The sequence below is a fragment of the Rhizobium leucaenae USDA 9039 genome (genome assembly GCF_000426285.1).
GTDB classification, from domain to species: domain Bacteria; phylum Pseudomonadota; class Alphaproteobacteria; order Rhizobiales; family Rhizobiaceae; genus Rhizobium; species Rhizobium leucaenae.
Map to the genome: position 1 here is coordinate 1 of NZ_AUFB01000031.1, position 16,600 is coordinate 16,600.

General features: G+C 60.6%; 12 protein-coding genes. 5 read left to right on the forward strand and 7 right to left on the reverse strand.

What is annotated here, in order from left to right; genetic code table 11:
• Positions 1–701: 701 nt before the first annotated feature.
• The gene (locus tag K290_RS0128285) at positions 702–2,651 is read left to right on the forward strand and encodes a M23 family metallopeptidase (RefSeq protein WP_028754925.1); all 1,950 of its coding nucleotides are present in this window, start codon (positions 702–704) and stop codon (positions 2,649–2,651) included.
• Positions 2,652–2,669: 18 nt separating this feature from the next.
• Here K290_RS0128285 and K290_RS0128290 read toward each other — a convergent pair whose 3' ends face one another.
• The 7 genes from K290_RS0128290 to K290_RS0128320 all read right to left on the reverse strand — a co-directional run bounded on the left by K290_RS0128290 (position 2,670) and on the right by K290_RS0128320 (position 12,834).
• Positions 2,670–3,179: a P-loop nucleotide/nucleoside kinase family protein gene (locus K290_RS0128290; RefSeq protein ID WP_028754926.1), complete on the reverse strand. Its 510-nt coding sequence runs from the start codon at positions 3,177–3,179 to the stop codon at positions 2,670–2,672.
• A 143-nt stretch (positions 3,180–3,322) separates the two neighbouring features.
• A complete protein-coding gene (gene clpB / locus K290_RS0128295; protein ID WP_028754927.1) occupies positions 3,323–5,923 on the reverse strand; it encodes an ATP-dependent chaperone ClpB in 2,601 nt (866 codons plus the stop codon).
• Between the two features lie 250 nt (positions 5,924–6,173).
• Positions 6,174–6,860 carry a DUF4167 domain-containing protein gene (locus K290_RS0128300; RefSeq protein WP_028754928.1) on the reverse strand — a complete coding sequence of 229 codons (687 nt, stop codon included), beginning with the start codon at positions 6,858–6,860 and terminating at the stop codon, positions 6,174–6,176.
• A 346-nt stretch (positions 6,861–7,206) separates the two neighbouring features.
• Positions 7,207–8,079 carry a peptide chain release factor N(5)-glutamine methyltransferase gene (gene prmC / locus K290_RS0128305; RefSeq protein ID WP_028754929.1) on the reverse strand — a complete coding sequence of 291 codons (873 nt, stop codon included), beginning with the start codon at positions 8,077–8,079 and terminating at the stop codon, positions 7,207–7,209.
• Positions 8,076–9,158, reverse strand: a complete 1,083-nt coding sequence (gene prfA, locus K290_RS0128310) for a peptide chain release factor 1 (RefSeq protein ID WP_028754930.1) — start codon at positions 9,156–9,158, stop codon at positions 8,076–8,078. Before prfA ends, prmC begins: the two co-directional genes overlap by 4 nt.
• A 32-nt stretch (positions 9,159–9,190) precedes the next feature.
• Positions 9,191–11,458, reverse strand: coding sequence for a phosphoenolpyruvate--protein phosphotransferase (gene ptsP / locus K290_RS0128315; protein WP_028754931.1), 2,268 nt, complete (start codon positions 11,456–11,458; stop codon positions 9,191–9,193).
• Between the two features lie 101 nt (positions 11,459–11,559).
• Positions 11,560–12,834 carry an aspartate kinase gene (locus K290_RS0128320; RefSeq protein WP_028754932.1) on the reverse strand — a complete coding sequence of 425 codons (1,275 nt, stop codon included), beginning with the start codon at positions 12,832–12,834 and terminating at the stop codon, positions 11,560–11,562.
• 342 nt (positions 12,835–13,176) lie between these two features.
• On the opposite strand from K290_RS0128320, the gene K290_RS0128325 reads away from it, so the two are divergent.
• The 4 genes from K290_RS0128325 to ubiG all read left to right on the forward strand — a co-directional run bounded on the left by K290_RS0128325 (position 13,177) and on the right by ubiG (position 16,580).
• A complete protein-coding gene (locus K290_RS0128325) occupies positions 13,177–13,794 on the forward strand; it encodes a TetR/AcrR family transcriptional regulator (RefSeq protein WP_028754933.1) in 618 nt (205 codons plus the stop codon).
• 78 nt (positions 13,795–13,872) lie between these two features.
• Positions 13,873–15,111, forward strand: a complete 1,239-nt coding sequence (locus K290_RS0128330) for a YbfB/YjiJ family MFS transporter (protein ID WP_028754934.1) — start codon at positions 13,873–13,875, stop codon at positions 15,109–15,111.
• An 88-nt stretch (positions 15,112–15,199) separates the two neighbouring features.
• Positions 15,200–15,697, forward strand: coding sequence for a cytochrome b (locus K290_RS0128335; RefSeq protein WP_028754935.1), 498 nt, complete (start codon positions 15,200–15,202; stop codon positions 15,695–15,697).
• A 136-nt stretch (positions 15,698–15,833) separates the two neighbouring features.
• Positions 15,834–16,580 (forward strand): bifunctional 2-polyprenyl-6-hydroxyphenol methylase/3-demethylubiquinol 3-O-methyltransferase UbiG, encoded by a 747-nt coding sequence (ubiG, locus tag K290_RS0128340; RefSeq protein WP_028754936.1) that lies wholly within the window; start codon positions 15,834–15,836, stop codon positions 16,578–16,580.
• Positions 16,581–16,600: the final 20 nt, after the last annotated feature.

Consider the following 16,600-nt stretch of genomic DNA (forward strand, 5'->3'; position numbering starts at 1 on the left):
GTCTCTGAATCGACGAGAACTCACACTCGTCTCTAAGTGCATCGCTGCACCAAAACGAGGTGTTCTCTTGATAAACGTGACCGTCAAAGTCTCTTTCAAAGGATCCAAATCTCTTCAGATCCCGCAAGCTCCGCCGCCCACGTTTCTCTTTCTTCCATTCTTCAATTGTCAAATAACAGACCAGTCATCCCGGTCGAATACCGCTCCCTCAAGCCCAAGCACCTAAGCTCAGAACCACCAATCAGCATCGCAGCCAATCCAGGAAACTCTAGAGCGAGAGACTTCGTCGCCAGCAGCGCCGCCGCCCTCGTCAGTGATCGGGCTTATAGACCCCACACCCGAACATAGTCAACAGAGGATTTTGAAAAAAATCAAAAAACATGCAAATGCTTGATTCTTATGAGAGTTTTGTGAAGGCCGTCAAAGATCGGCCAGACCGGGCCACAAAATCTCCCGGTATCGCCATTCGCGCGTGCCGGTGCGGCAGGAATACACGCAGAAAGTCAGAAAGATGACAGGTTCGGCTCTTGAACCCACGTCTATCGACACCAGATATCGCCCACCTCGGCTGCAAACAGGGCACTTATAGCAGTCAGACACCTCACAGGCGAAGTGCGCGCGATTTGACTCCCCCGTCATAAATATGCACATCTTCGCCCCCAGCCATACGGCTCGCATAAAGGAACCGGATCTCGATTGGCATGATGACGGACAAAATAATGCTCCGATCGCTCGGCAACGAGCCGCCAATCCTGGCCGACGGCAGGCGAGCGCCGGACCGGCGCGAAGTTTCCATCCGTTGGCTCTCGGGCACCTTCCTTACCGGTATCACCTCCAGCATCTTGATGGGCGTCGCCTTGTTTGCGGCCCTCGACGGACGCCAGCAGCTCGCCATTCCCGCCGAAGCCTATGCCATGTCCGACAGCGGCAAGCATGACAGCGCCGAGGATCAGGTGACGCGCGGCGGCCGCCTTGTGCCCACAGCGATCGCATCCAAGCCTTCCGACCGCAATGTCCTGGAAGTCTCGACCGTGGTGCGTGACGGCGACAAGGAAGTGGTCCGCCGCCAGCCCTTCGCACATGTGAAGATCGCACTCGCCACCAAGCGCGTCGCCACCGAGAGCTATCCCGCCTTCGATCCGCTGGCGATCTTTTCCGCCGACGAGAATATCCAGCCGGCGGCCAATCGCACCGGTGCGATCTATGGGTCCGACGTGGAATCCGAGGTCAGCCTGAAGACCGTGCCGTTTCCGGCCAAGGACGTGCCCTTCGCGCTTGCCGGTTCGATGTCGCTCGATGAAGTCGAGGCGAATGTTCGCTCCAACGGCTCCGTGCTGATTGACGGCAATACCCAGCTTTCCGCGCTCTATTATGTCGATCCGCGCCGTTTCGCGACCGATGACACCGATGTCGACCTGACGGCCGGGCTTGCCGCCCGCATCGTCGAGGAGAACATGTCGGTATCGGCTCCCGAAGCGGTCACGCCGCAGACGCAGGAATTCGCCGATGACATCATTCCGGTGCGCGAAGACACGCCGATCACGACGGCGCTCATCAATGCCGGGTATCTCAAAGCGGATGCCGGCGATATTGCGGCCAAGATCGAGCCGCTGTTCGGCTCTTCCGATCTTTCCGCCGGCGACGTGCTGCGCATCGGCATTCTGCAGAAGGGCGAGCAAGCAAAGATCATCCGCGCCAGCATCTACCGCGGCACCAAGCATGTGCTGACAGTCGCCGAAAACGACCATGGCGATTTCGTCGCCGGTAGCGAGCCTCCGATGCTCGACGCCATCGCCACCGCCTTTGACAATGACGCGCCTATAACAGCGGCCGGCCGCGATTTGCCGAGCGTTTATGACGGCATCTACCGGGCTGCCCTTTCCTACGGCATGACCCAGGAGATGGTGGCGCAGATCATCAAGCTGCTTGCCAGCAACGTCGATTTCCAGGCGCAGTTGAAGCCGACGGATTCTCTCGAAGCCTTCTTCTCCGTCGCGGACGAAAACGGCCAGGCGACGGCGGATTCCGAACTGCTCTACGTCAACGCCAAATTCGGCGACACCGTCACCCGTTTTTATCGTTTCGAAGATCCGGACGATCATTCGATCGATTACTTCGACGAAAGCGGCAAGAGCATCCGCCAGTTCCTGCTGCGCAATCCTGTTCCGACCGGCATCTTCAAATCCGGCTTCGGCATGCGCCGTCACCCGATCCTCGGATTTGCACGCATGCATACCGGCGTCGATTGGGCAGCCCCCCGCGGCACGCCGATCATTGCCGCCGGCAATGGCATCGTCGAAAAGGCCGGCTGGGATTCAGGCGGCTTCGGCAATCAGACATTGATCCGCCACGCCAATGGCTATGTCTCCTCCTACAATCACCAGAGCGCGATCGTCAAAGGCATCGTGCCTGGCGCGAAGGTGGTGCAGGGCCAAGTCATCGGCTTCATCGGCTCGACCGGTCTCGCAACCGGACCGCATCTGCATTACGAACTGATCGTCAACGGCACCAAGGTCGATCCCCTGCGCATCCGCCTGCCCGGCGGCAAGACGCTGGATGGCGACGCGCTCGCCAAATTCGAGGAGGAGCGCAAGCGTATCGACACGCTTCTGAGCGACGACAAGTCCAAGCAGGTCGCGAGCAAGGATTGATATCCTGACGAGGATTTTCTAGAGGACCTCGCGCTCCAGCAGAGCGACCAGCTCGGCAACGGCATCATCCGCGCTTTTGTAGGCGGTATCGACGACGATCTGTCGTCCGCCCCAATCCTCATAGGTTCGGTTGGCGATCTCATCCCAGGACGGCTTTACGAGACCTTCGACATCCGTCACGCGGGTTTCGGCACGTCGGCGATGCTCGACCTTGTCGGAACAGACAACCTCCACTTCGATCGCGCGCGTTCCGGCCCGTCTTGCGACCTGCAGCCAGGCATTGCGCGTTATGCCGATCGGATTGACCGAATCGGCGATCACCGTTCTTCCCAGACGCAGATTGTCTTCAGCGATCCCATAGGCCGCCATGTAACCCGCCGGCCCTACCTCGGCCTTTAGCATGTCCGAATCTCGCAATGCCTGCTCGATCGTGTCCACCCGAACATGCACGGCTTGCAGCCGCTTCGCGAGCGAGAGCGCCGTCGTGGTTTTCCCGCTGCCCGGCAAACCACCGAAGATGACGAGCATGATCCCTTCTCCGAACATCCTTTAACGTCTACCGCAACATCACAGAAGCGGACCGCCGCGGCAAGGCCGTTGCGAATAGGTCTGAAAAACGAAATGGCGGCCCGAAAGCCGCCATCTCATGGATCGCTGTGCTGGCCAGCCATTTATGCCGCTGCGCTGACCGGCTGGCGCGGGCGGAACAGCAGCCTGTCCGTACCGCTGGTGACCTTGACCACCGATCCATCCGGCACCTGACCGGAAAGAATCTGCTCGGCGAGCGGGTCCTGGACATATTTCTGGATCACCCGCTTCAGAGGCCGTGCGCCATAGACCGGATCGTAACCCTTGTTGGCGAGCCAGTTGCGGGCATCGTCGTCGAGCTCGAGCGTAATCTTGCGTTCGGACAACAGCTTCAACAGCCGCTCCAATTGGATGTCGACGATGGCACCCATCTCTTCGCGCTTCAGGCGATGGAACAGGATGATTTCGTCGACACGGTTCAGGAATTCCGGCCGGAAGTGCGACCGGACGACATCCATCACCTGCTCGCGCACCAGGTCACTGTCATCCCCTTCCTTCAATTGGGTCAGGTATTCGGCGCCCAAATTCGAGGTCATGATGATCATCGTGTTGCGGAAATCGACCGTGCGGCCCTGGCCGTCCGTCAAGCGCCCGTCATCCAGAACCTGGAGCAGGACGTTGAAGACATCGGGATGCGCCTTCTCGATCTCGTCGAACAGCACGACCTGATAAGGCCGGCGGCGGACGGCTTCGGTCAGCGCGCCGCCTTCCTCGTAGCCGACATAGCCGGGAGGAGCGCCGATCAGCCGGGCGACGGAGTGCTTCTCCATGTACTCAGACATGTCCATGCGCACCATCGCCGTCTCGTCGTCGAAGAGGAAGCGGGCGAGCGCCTTGGTGAGCTCCGTCTTGCCCACACCGGTCGGGCCGAGGAAGATGAACGAGCCGATCGGGCGGTTTGGATCCTGCAGACCTGCGCGCGAGCGGCGAACGGCGCGCGATACCGCCTGTACGGCATCGCCCTGTCCGACGACCCATTTCGCGAGTTCGTCCTCCATCCGGAGCAGCTTGTCGCGCTCGCCTTCCAGCATCTTGTCGACGGGAATCCCGGTCCAGCGGGAGACGACATGGGCGATATTGTCGGCGGTGACGACTTCCTGCACCATGGAATCGCGACCGCCATCCTGCTCCTCGGCAGCCTGGAGATCCTTCTCCAAATTCGGGATCACGCCATAGGCAAGTTCGCCGGCGCGCTGGAATTCACCCTTGCGCTGGGCGATCGCCAGTTCGTTGCGGGCTTCGTCTAGCTTTTTCTTCAGATCGGCGGCAAGGCCCAGCTTCTGCTTCTCGGCCTGCCAACGCGCGGTCAGCGCATCGGCTTCCTCTTCCAGTGCGGTAAGGTCGGTCTCCAGCCGCTTCAGCCGGTCGGCCGAGGACTGGTCGGTTTCCTTCTTCAGCGCTTCGCGTTCGATCTTGAGCTGGATAATGCGGCGATCGAGTTCGTCGAGTTCTTCCGGCTTCGAATCGACCTGCATGCGCAGACGTGCGGCGGCTTCGTCCATCAGGTCGATGGCCTTATCCGGCAGGAAGCGGTCGGTGATGTAGCGGTTCGACAAGGTCGCGGCGGCCACCAGGGCGGCATCGGCGATGCGGACCTTATGATGCTGCTCGTATTTTTCCTTCAAGCCGCGCAGGATCGAGATCGTGTCCTCGACCGTCGGCTCTTCGACCATGACCGGCTGGAAACGGCGGGCGAGCGCCGGATCCTTCTCGACATGCTTGCGGTATTCGTCGAGCGTGGTTGCGCCGACGCAATGCAGCTCGCCGCGGGCAAGCGCGGGCTTCAAAAGGTTCGAGGCATCCATGGCGCCATCGGCCTTGCCGGCGCCGACCAAGGTATGCATTTCGTCGATGAAGAGGATGATCTCGCCATTTTCCGACTGCACTTCGTTGAGCACGGCCTTCAGCCGCTCTTCGAACTCGCCGCGGAATTTCGCGCCGGCAATCAAGGCACCCATGTCGAGCGCCATCAGCTTCTTGTCCTTCAGCGATTCCGGCACGTCGCCATTGACGATGCGCAGCGCCAGACCTTCGACGATCGCCGTCTTGCCGACGCCGGGTTCACCAATCAGAACCGGATTGTTCTTCGTGCGGCGAGACAGAACCTGGATGGTGCGGCGGATTTCGTCGTCGCGGCCGATCACCGGATCGAGCTTGCCCTCGCGAGCCTCGGCGGTGAGGTCTCGGGCATATTTCTTCAAGGAGTCGAAGCCCTGTTCCGCATTGGCGGAATCAGCGGTGCGGCCCTTGCGAATGTCATTGATGACCTGATTGAGGGCAACAGGCGTGACGCCGGCCTTCTTCAAGGTGGCTGATGTCGATGCCGAGGGCTCCATCGCCAGGGCCTGCAGCAGGCGTTCGACAGTGACGAAGCTATCGCCGGCCTTTTTGGCGGCCTCTTCGGCCGTGGTAAACACCTTGGCGAGCGGCTGCGCAAGATAGACCTGGCCGTCACCCCCGGAGACTTTCGGCAACTTGGCAAGTACAGCGTCATTGGCAAGGCGTGCTGCCTTGGCATCGCCGCCGGCGCGTTCGATCAACGATGCCGCCATGCCCTGATCGTCATCCAGAAGCACCTTCAGCACATGCTCGGGAGTGAATTGCTGATGACCCTGCGCCAGCGCATTGGTCTGAGCGGATTGCAAAAAGCCGCGCACCCGCTCGGAGTATTTTTCAATATTCATATCGGACCTCCATGAATCGAACTGCCCATATTGGCGCAGACCGATGACTGAGATTGAGCCCCCTGAAAAGGCAGGCCCCGCCCGCCGCTTATGAGATTTGCGGCGAAGCAACTGGGGAGAATATGGGAGGAGTTTTGAAAAGTTTAAAGGGTCGCGAAAATGAAAAACCCCGGCGTCGTTCGTGCCGGGGTTTGCAGAAATTGTATTGATGCTCCGCATTACCGCGGCCACCCTTCACTCGAAGCAGTTCTTACTCCGAACCGGCTTCCGCCAAGGCGGGCGCTTCGCCCGATGCAGCCTCACCCTTGTCTTCGCCATCGGCATTGCGGCGCGGCTGGCGGCGGGGGCGGTTGCCGGCGTTGCGGCGGCGCGGCTGGCGCTCGGTCGCAGCGGCTGGCGTCTCTTCTTCGATCGCCACCTCGGCCGGAATACCCTCGATCACCGGCTGCGGGCCGGTGCCATCGATGACTTCCGGCTCCAGAGCGGGCGCTGCCGCGGCTACAGCAGGAGCGGGCTGCTGACGTGCCTGAGGCGCCGCCATCTGCGGCTGGTCGTCCATCTCGTTTGCATCGATATCATCGATGTCGCGATCGGCGTTGTCACGATCATTGTAGTTATGATGCTCGTCGCGCTGATAGCGTTCCTGCATCTGCGCCTGGGCGCTGGCAATGATCCGATTGTAGTGTTCAGCGTGCTGGAGATAGTTTTCCGCCATGACGCGGTCGCCGGAGCTTTGCGCGTCGCGGGCGAGAGCCGAATACTTCTCGGCAATATGCTGCGCGGTTCCGCGAATTTTCACATCCGGACCGGAGCTGTCGTAGGTCCTGGTCAGCGGGTTCGAGCCCTTGCGGTTAAAATTGTTGTTATTGTTATTTCCGCCGCCGCCGTTGTTGTTACCACGCCCCCGACCGCGCTTATTCTGCTGTCCTGGCCTCATAGATCCTTCACCTGAATTCTCTTAGTTGGGATGAAATTATGCACGGCACCTGCCGCCGTGGCCGGAACCTTCCAAGCCAGGGCCTGCGTGCCGCAAGCAAACAGCGCCTTAAGCGCCCGTCTGCCGCTCGACTACGTCAGATTAACTGATCACGCATTGGGTTATCTTCAACCTTTGTCACTCTTATCAGAGAGTGGTTCCCCGAGGCTGTCCAAGACAGGCGAATCGTCTCGCCTATTCCCAGCCGCCCAACGCGTGAGCGCAACCTATATTGCTTCCTCAGGAAATCCAAGCCTTTTCTTTGCGATAACAACAGCGTCCCTTGGACCTGCAGCAAATTGTCGCGTCAATCATGATGTTTAAACACGAGAACTCGGTCGTTATGGCCGTAGTCCCGAACTGCATCGATGAGAAAAAATCCTGCTCCTTCAAAAACCGAAGTCACCGTTTTGCGCTGATCATGGCCGATCTCCACTCCGACGATACCATCTCGGTGTAGAAATCGCGCCGCATCCTTTGCGATTGCTCTGTATGCATCCAGCCCATCTAGGCCACCGTCGAGAGCCGCCGGAGGATCGAAATTCTTTACTTCTGGAGCGAGGGTGGAAATGATCCTGGACTCAATATAGGGCGGATTTGAGACAATCACGTGAAATCGACCGTGGATGGCTTCAAACCAACTTCCCTGCACAGTTTCAAACCGTGCCGCCAAGCCATTGCGCACTGCATTCGCCCGCGCCGTTTCCAAAGCTTCGCCAGAAATATCGGAACCTATGCCTGTCGCTTGCGGACATTCGTGGAGCAAAGCAAGGCAGATGGCCCCTGTTCCGGTTCCGATATCGAGTATATGGATATTCCCGAACTCTAATACAAGACGTCGCGCATGCGGAAGTACGGTATCGACCAAGATTTCCGTATCCGGCCGCGGCTCCAGCGTCGCCGGCGAGAGCTTCAACGGCAAGCCGTAGAACTCACGCTCACCCAGGATACGATGCACCGGCTCGTGATTGAGCCGCCGTATCATCGCCGCACGGGCCGTTTCCACACGCTCCGGCGCCACCCTCTCGGAACCGCGGGTGACGAGCTCCGTCGAAGACAAATCGAGAAGGCGGCCGACGAGGATGCGGGCTTCGGTGGCCGGATCATCCAGATCGGCCTCGACAAAGCGGGCGCGCACCTCCTGGAAAAGCTCCGCAACGGTCGGCCCCTGCCCGCTCATAATGCCTGTTCGCCGAGTTGAGCGAGCTGGCTCGCCTGATAATCCGCCAGAAGCGCATCGACCACCTCGTCGATCTCGCCTTCCATCATCCGGTCGAGCTTATAGAGCGTCAGGTTGATGCGATGGTCGGTAATCCGGCCCTGCGGGAAATTGTAGGTGCGGATACGCTCGGAGCGGTCGCCGGAACCGACCTGGCTCTTGCGGTCGGCGGATCGTTCGCTGTCGGCGCGCTGGCGCTCCATGTCGAAGAGGCGCGATCGCAGCACCTGCATTGCCTTTGCGCGGTTTTGATGCTGCGATTTTTCCGAGCTCGTCACCACGATCCCCGATGGGAGATGGGTGATGCGTACGGCCGAGTCTGTTGTGTTGACGTGCTGGCCGCCGGCGCCGGAGGAGCGCATCGTATCGATGCGAATATCCTCGGGACGGATTTCGATATCGATTTCCTCGGCTTCCGGCAGCACGGCAACAGTCGCCGCCGAGGTGTGGATACGCCCGCCCGCTTCCGTTTCCGGCACGCGCTGGACGCGATGTACGCCGGATTCGAATTTCAGCCGCGAGAACACGCCCTTGCCGCTGATCGTCGCGATGATTTCCTTGTAGCCGCCTGCTTCACCGTCGCTCGCCGAGAGGATTTCGACCTTCCAGCCGTTGTTGGCCGCGAAGCGCTCATACATGCGGAAGAGATCGCCGGCGAAAAGCGCCGCTTCCGAACCGCCGGTGCCGGCGCGAATTTCCAGGATCGCGCTCTTCTCGTCGGCCGCATCCTTCGGCAGCAGCAGGATCTGGATATCCTTCTCCAGCGTCTCGATCCGCTCCTTGACCTCCGGCAATTCCATCTCGGCGAGATCCCGCATCTCGCGGTCGACCGACTTGTCGTTGAGCATGGTTTCTAGATCCGAAGCCTCGGCGATCGCCTTTTCATAGTCCCGGATCTTGGTGACGACGGGCTGCAGTTCGGAATATTCGGAAGCAAGCTTCACATAGACATCCGCCGACGGACCCGCCGACATACGCGCTTCGATCTCGCCGAACCGGCGCTCCAATTCGCGCATTTTTTCAATGGGAAGATTCGCCACCCCACGCTCCGATTCTTCTTATTCGTTCTGTTCTACAATGGAATATTGTGGCTTTCGGCGAAGCGGACAAGGATATCGCGCATCGAGGTCGTCGGGCGCGTGTCGTTCAGCGCTTCTTCCATGACCGCCGACAAAGCTTGCAGGTCAAGGCCCAGCAGCATCGCCTTGACCGGACCGATGGCGGCTGGCGACATCGACACCGAGCGGAAACCGACACCCAGCAGCGCCATGGCCGAAATCGTCTTGCCCGCAAGTTCGCCGCAAAGCGTCACCGGCGTCTTGTTGCGCTCGCCGGCGCGCACGATGTCCCTGAGGATACGCAGGAACGGCCGTCCGAGCGGATCGAAACGATCGGCGACGCGCGCATTGCCGCGATCGACCGCCATCGAAAACTGGAAGAGATCGTTGGAGCCGACCGAGACGAAGTCCACCGCCGCCATCAACTCATCCAACTGCCACAGCAATGCCGGCACCTCCAGCATCGCGCCGAACTGCAGCTTCCGCGGCAGGCTATGGCCGAAGCGCGACAGGTGCTGCACTTCCTTCTGGACGAGTTCGCGCACCGCCTCGATCTCGGAGACCTCCGTGACCATCGGTACCATCATCTTCAATTCGCTGTCCGCCGCGGCCTTCAGCATGGCGCGCAACTGCGTGCGCAGCAGGCCGGGCCGATCAAGCGATAGGCGAATGGCGCGCCAGCCGAGCGCCGGGTTTTCTTCCTCATGGGCGCGAAAATAGGGCACGACCTTGTCGCCGCCGATATCGAGCGTCCTGAAGGTCACGACGCGGCCACCCGCCTGCTTCATGACATTGCGGTAAAAGGCTTCCTGCTCTTCCGCCTTCGGCATGGTCGAGGCGATCATGAACTGCAGCTCGGTGCGGAACAGGCCGATGCCCTCCGCGCCGGATTCGGCAAGCTGCGGCAGATCGACCAACAGACCGGCATTCATCAGCAGTGAAATCCGCTGGCCATCCCTGGTGACGGGTTCGACGGAGCGCAGTGCCCGGAACTGTTCCTGCCGGCGGGCGCGAAAGCGCACCTTTTCCTCATAGGAACGCTGGTGATCGGCCATAGGCCGCAGATGCACATGGCCACCATCGCCATCGATGATCACGGGATCGCCGTTTTCAGCGAGCGCTACGATCCCCGCCGCCTGGCCGACGACCGGAATGCCCATGGCACGGGCAACGATAACGACATGGCTGGTGATTGCGCCTTCTTCCAGCACCAGACCGCGAATATTGGCGCGCGGATAATCGAGCAGCTCGGCAGCACCCATGGCGCGCGCAAAGATGATCGCATCGTTCGGGAAACCCTCGGCGGCGGTGCGGCCGGAATAGCCGATCAACTGCCGGAGCAGCCGGTTCGCCAAATCCTCGAAGTCATGCATGCGCTCGCGCAGATAAGGGTCGGTCAGGCGCATCATCCGCGCCTTCGTGTCGCTCTGCACCTTCTCGACCGCAGCTTCCGCGGTCAGGCCGTTGCGGACTGCCTCCTCCAGCTTGCGTACCCAGCCCTGGTCATGGGCGAACATGCGGTAGGTTTCCAGAACCTCGCGATGCTCGCCTTCCATGGAAACGTCGCGGCGCGACAGCATGTCATCGATGGAAATGCGGAGCGAACCCAGCGCATCGGCCAGCCGGCGGATTTCCTTCTCGGTATCCTCGTTCAGAAGATTGGTGACGACAATGCGAGGCTCGTGCAGCACGACGTAACCGAGGCCGATTCCTTCATTGTAGCTGTCGCCGTCGATGGTGACCGAGCGCGTAAGATCGAGTTCGAGGCCCGGCTTGGTGATCTTCTTCAGCTCACCGGTAGCGATCATCTCGGCCAGGACCATCGCCGTCGTTTCGAGCGCCTCCAGCTCCTCCTCGCGATAGTTGCGGCTCGCCTTGTTCTGTACGACGAGAACGCCGAGCGAGCGGCCGGTGCGCAGGATCGGCACGCCGAGGAAGGAGTGGTAGACCTCTTCACCGGTTTCCGGCAGGTAGCGGAAGGCGGGATGCGACTGCGCGTCGGAGAGATTGAGCGGCTGGGCGGAAGCGGCGATCGTGCCGACCAGGCCCTGGCCCATCTTCAGTTGCGACAGATGGACGGCTTCTTTTTTCAGACCTTCGGTGGCGTAGAGCTCGAGCACGCCGTCCGCGCGCAACACGTAGACCGAGCAAACTTCGGCGACCATATTGCTGGCGATCTGGCGGACGATCCGGTCAAGACGCTCTTGCGGCTCCAGCGGCTCCGCCATGAGTTCGCGCAGCCGCTTGAGCAGAACGCGTGGACCGCCGGATAGGTCTCTCATTGCGTCTCTAGCTCCCGAAATCAAGATATTACGCCAGTCTTGCCCGCGTCAGGGCCGGCCGAAACTCACCTCCGTCGCGGTCCGTCGCAAGCAGTCCTGAATCAACTCTTATCCAGACCGTAGCAGGAATGCAAAGTCCTGACTGCCAGTTCTGCATAAGGACCGTCGATCAGGATGGAAATCTTGATTTCCGACGTCGTAATAGCCTTGATGTTGATGCCTTTTTCGGCAAGTGCCCGGAAAGCAGTCGCAGCAACGCCGGCGTGCGAACGCATACCGATGCCGATGACGGAGACTTTGACGAGACCTGATTCGTTCTGGATGACGTCGTAACCGATCTTGTCCCTGTTTTCGCCGAGAACGCGCAGCGCCTTTTCGACATCGCCCGAAGGAACCGTGAAGGTCATATCGGTCTTGGAACCGTCCTCGGAAATGTTCTGGACGATCATGTCGACGTTGATGTGGCTTTCGGCCAACGGCCCGAAGATCGCAGCGGAGACGCCCGGCCGGTCGGCGAGACGGCGCAGCGAGATCTGGGCTTCATCCTTGGCATAGGCAATGCCGGTGACTACTTCCTGTTCCACGATTTCTTCCTCGTCACAAATCAGCGTTCCGGGCGGGTTGAGCAGATCGCCCATGCCCGGAGCATCGGGATCTTCGAAAGAGGAGCGCACGAAGGTGCGAACCTTAAAGACCATGGCCAACTCGACCGAGCGCACCTGCAGCACCTTGGCGCCGAGCGAAGCCATTTCCAGCATTTCTTCGAAGGCGATCTTCTTCAAACGCCGCGCCTTCGGCTCGATGCGCGGATCGGTCGTGTAGACGCCGTCGACGTCGGTATAGATATCGCAGCGATCAGCCTTCACGGCCGCGGCGATCGCCACTGCCGAAGTATCGGAACCACCGCGGCCGAGCGTCGACACGCGGTTGTCGGGGCCGAGGCCCTGGAAGCCGGCGATCACGGCCACCTGGCCCTCTTGCATGCGGCGGACCATTTCGCCGCCGTCGATTTCGAGAATGCGCGCCGCGCCATGGGCGTTGTCGGTTCTGATCGGAATCTGCCAGCCCTGCCAAGAGCGGGCGTTGATGCCCATCGCCTGCAGCGCGATCGCCAGCAATCCGGAGGTCACCTGCTCGCCGGAAGCGACGACGGCATCATATTCGCGGGCATCGTAAATCGAGTGATCGGCGCCGGCGACCTTCGGCGTGTTCTGCACCCAGCCGACCAGCTCGTTGGTCTTGCCGGACATGGCGGAGACGACGACTGCGACCTCATGGCCCGCGTCGACCTCGCGTTTCACATGGCGGGCGACATTCTTGATCCGGTCCAGATCCGCGACGGATGTCCCGCCGAATTTCATAACGATACGTGCCATGTGCCTCTACCAGTACCAGTACCAGCGCCGGGCGGCCGATACGCTACGAGCCCGGCATGCAAAATCGCCCCTCCGGTACATTAGCCGGAAAAGCTTGATCTCAATGGGGGCGTCTCTTAACGAGTTTGGAAGGCGGGTGCAATAGCAGGGTCAGTCGCCTTGCCGGCCTCCACTCCCAATACTCTACTTTCAGGCTCGGCCTGCGCCTGTTTCGGAGTGCGCTCTCGTTGGTAATCAAGGATAGCCGATCTACTTGCGATATTAGAGCGGATGCTCTATATCTTGTTTTGGAGCGAACGCTCCATAATTATTTGCCTCCGAGCAGGTTGCGAGAATTCTCCCATGGCAAGACCCCGGCAATTCGATGAGGACAGCGTTCTGGAAGCAGCGGGCGAGATATTCTGGTCAAAGGGTTATGAGGCAACCTCCACCCGTGATCTGACCGACCGTATGGGGCTGACGCATGCGAGCCTCTACAATGCTTTCGGTGACAAGCGCCGCCTCTATTTGAAGGTGCTGAAGCATTATCTCGACCGGAACCTGCGCAGCCGCATCGCGCGGATGGAGGCAGCCTATTCGCCGGGCCTCACCATTGTCGGCTACTTCCAGGAAGTTGTCGAGCGTTCCCTGGCCGATACCGAACATCGCGGCTGCATGCTGGTCAACACGGTCCTTGAGGCGCGTTCCGATGATCCGGAAATGCGGCGCGTCGTCGCTGACGAGACGGCCGAGATCGAGGCCTTTTTCCTTCGGTCGGTCGTTGCCGCTCAGGCAAGCGGTGAAATTCCGGCAAATCTGCCGCCTGACGACATCGCCAAATTGCTGCTCTCGGTACAGTTCGGTTTGCGCGCCCTTGTCCGCGTCCGTCCCGAGCGCGAATTGCTGAACGGTATCCTGCGACCGGCAATGGCCATGCTGACCTTGCCCTGGCCGCTGCCCGAAAGCAGGCCGGACGGGTAAGCCTCCGTCACAAAACCCTCTCTCCACGAAACACCGAGCCGGACGCGGCAAGCCCGCTCCGAACAGAGAAGCTGCACCATGTCTGCCCCTCTACGCCATTCGAACGCCTCTCATTCCGTTGCCGAACCGGCGCCGCTAAGCGCCGCCACCTGGTATGCCACCATCGCCGGTCTCTGCGGGAGCCTCGTCGCGATCGGTCTTGCCCGCTTCGCCTATACGCCGCTGATCCCGCCGCTCATCAGTGCGCACTGGTTTTCGGCTGGCGATACAGTGACGCTGGGTGCGGCCAATTTTGCCGGATATCTCGCCGGCGCGCTGCTCGGCCGGCCGCTGGCTGCGGGTCTCGGAAACCGTCTGGCATTACGGCTGCTGATGGTCGCCGCAACGGCCGCCTTCTTCGCCTGCGCCTTTCCGCTTTCTGTCACCTGGTTCTTTGTCTGGCGCTTCCTTTCCGGTCTTGCCGGCGGCTCGATCATGGTGCTCGTCGCGACCAGCATCTTGCCGCACATCCCCATCGCCCGCCGCGGCTTCGTCAGCGGCATGATTTTCCTCGGCCTCGGTCTCGGCATCGCCGCCTCGGGAACACTGGTGCCCGCACTTCTGCGCCTCGGTCTGCGTGAAACCTGGATTGGCCTGGGAGTCCTGTCGCTCATCCTGACTGCCGTCAGTTGGTTCGGCTGGCCGGCGGCCAATCCGCCGCCAGTGACACACACCGCCACCCACCACCTTCCCGCCACAAAGAGCGAATGGTCGCTGCGCATTCTCTATGGCCAATATGCCGCCAATGCCCTCGGCCTCGTGCCCGCCATGGTGCTGCTGGTCGACTACGTCGCCCGTGGTCTCGGCCGCGGCACCGACATCGGAGCGGCCTGCTGGGTGCTCTACGGTGTTGCCGCCATCACTGGTCCGGTGCTCACCGGCTATGCTGCCGACCGCATCGGCTTTGCCTCAGCATATCGCGGCGCCTTGCTGCTTCAGGCGGTCGCCGACGCCATTTTGGCCGCATCCGGCAATCCTTGGCTGATCGGCTTTGCCACGGTGCTGCTCGGCATTTTTACGCCAGGCATCGTGCCATTGGCGCTCGGTCGCATTCAGGAAATTCTGCCGCACAGCCACGTCGCTCAACGCGCCGCCTGGAGCCGGGCAACGACGGCCTTCGCTCTTTTCCAGGCGCTCGGCGGCTATGGCTATTCCTATCTCTTCATCCAAACCGGCGAAAACTACGGCATCATCTTCCTCTGCGGTGCGGTAGCGCTTGTCCTCGCTTTGCTGGCTGATGTCTTGAACAGCGTGAAACGTCCGAAACACCGGGCGTAGTGAAATTGAACCAGGCAATGCCTGCTTCAGGCCAATGTCAGATGCGGAAAGGATAGTCCGGGCACGTCAACTTCAAAGAGCGCTCCTCATGGCTTCAAACCGTACCCTTGGCTATTCCACCACCCAGATCTCCCTGCATTGGATCATTGCAGCGCTGGTTCTATTTCAGCTCCTGTTCGGGGAAAGCATGACGAGGGTGATCCGCGCGCAGGCAAGGGGAACCGCTGTCTCGTCGGCGGATGGTTCCATGGGGACGGCGCATTATTGGGTGGGGATCGCAGTCATGTTGCTCGTTCTTTTGCGCCTTGCCTTGCGCGTCGCGTTCGGAGCCCCCAGGCCAGCCGGGGCCTCCGCACTGTTGGTAAGACTTGCCGGCGCGGCACATTGGCTATTCTATGCGCTTTTGCTGCTCGTTCCCCTGACCGGCCTGCTCGCCTATTATTTCTCCGATCCCTTTGGCGATATTCATGACCTGGGCAAGCCCGCATTCATTATCCTCATCGGCCTGCATGCCGCCGGCGCCCTCTGCCATCAGTTCCTGTTGAAAGACGGAACGCTACGCCGGATGCTCGTTCCGGCGCGATGAACGCAGTGGCCTATAGCCGCTGAGAGGGGATCCGACCCTTGACATCGGCTTCCGATCGTCCGACTTCACACCTACCAGGGCGTCATCTGTCCAATCATACACGCGGGTGACGCAGCGTAGAGCAAGGAGCGAGACCATGACCGAAGCGGCGAAAAGCACGATCGACCAGAGCGAAGTGGATCGTTTCTCCGCAATGGCGGCGGAATGGTGGAGCCCGACCGGCAAGTTCAAGCCGCTGCACAAGTTCAATCCGGTGCGGCTTGCCTATATACGCGACCGTGCCTGCGAGAATTTTGGGCGCGACCCAAAGAGCGCACGGCCGCTGGACGGCCTGCGCGTACTCGATATCGGCTGCGGCGGCGGATTGCTGTCGGAGCCGGTGGCGCGGATGGGTGCCTCGGTCGTCGGCGCCGATCCTTCCGAAAAGAACATCGGCATCGCCTCGACACATTCGAAAGCCTCCGGCGTTCCTGTCGACTATCGAGCCGTCACCGCCGAGCAATTGGCGGAAGCCGGCGAAACCTTCGATATCGTGCTGAATATGGAAGTGGTCGAGCACGTTGCCGATGTCGAATTTTTCCTTTCGACCTGCGCCAAGATGGTGCGACCCGGCGGCCTGATGTTCGTCGCCACCATCAACCGGACGATGAAAGCCGCCGCGCTCGCCATCTTCGCCGCCGAAAACCTCCTGCGCTGGCTGCCGCGCGGCACGCATCAATATGAAAAGCTTGTCCGTCCGGAAGAGATCGAAAATCCGCTCGCCGCAAACGGCCTGGATATCATCGCCCGCACCGGCGTCTTCTATTCACCGCTGCAGGACCGATGGAACCTCTCGAAGGACATGGACGTGAACTATATGCTGCTGGCGAAACGGGCGGGATGAAATCTTCTTCGCCGGTGGCT

What these genes read in the sequence shown, in the direction of transcription:
- K290_RS0128320 (WP_028754932.1), bottom strand. Translation starts at nt 12,834, where the DNA reads ATGGCACGTATCGTTATGAAATTCGGCGGGACATCCGTCGCGGATCTG.
- K290_RS0128300 (WP_028754928.1), bottom strand. Translation starts at nt 6,860, where the DNA reads ATGAGGCCAGGACAGCAGAATAAGCGCGGTCGGGGGCGTGGTAACAAC.
- clpB (WP_028754927.1), bottom strand. Translation starts at nt 5,923, where the DNA reads ATGAATATTGAAAAATACTCCGAGCGGGTGCGCGGCTTTTTGCAATCC.
- ubiG (WP_028754936.1), top strand. Translation starts at nt 15,834, where the DNA reads ATGACCGAAGCGGCGAAAAGCACGATCGACCAGAGCGAAGTGGATCGT.
- ptsP (WP_028754931.1), bottom strand. Translation starts at nt 11,458, where the DNA reads ATGAGAGACCTATCCGGCGGTCCACGCGTTCTGCTCAAGCGGCTGCGC.
- K290_RS0128330 (WP_028754934.1), top strand. Translation starts at nt 13,873, where the DNA reads ATGTCTGCCCCTCTACGCCATTCGAACGCCTCTCATTCCGTTGCCGAA.
- K290_RS0128325 (WP_028754933.1), top strand. Translation starts at nt 13,177, where the DNA reads ATGGCAAGACCCCGGCAATTCGATGAGGACAGCGTTCTGGAAGCAGCG.
- K290_RS0128285 (WP_028754925.1), top strand. Translation starts at nt 702, where the DNA reads ATGATGACGGACAAAATAATGCTCCGATCGCTCGGCAACGAGCCGCCA.
- prmC (WP_028754929.1), bottom strand. Translation starts at nt 8,079, where the DNA reads ATGAGCGGGCAGGGGCCGACCGTTGCGGAGCTTTTCCAGGAGGTGCGC.
- K290_RS0128335 (WP_028754935.1), top strand. Translation starts at nt 15,200, where the DNA reads ATGGCTTCAAACCGTACCCTTGGCTATTCCACCACCCAGATCTCCCTG.
- K290_RS0128290 (WP_028754926.1), bottom strand. Translation starts at nt 3,179, where the DNA reads ATGCTCGTCATCTTCGGTGGTTTGCCGGGCAGCGGGAAAACCACGACG.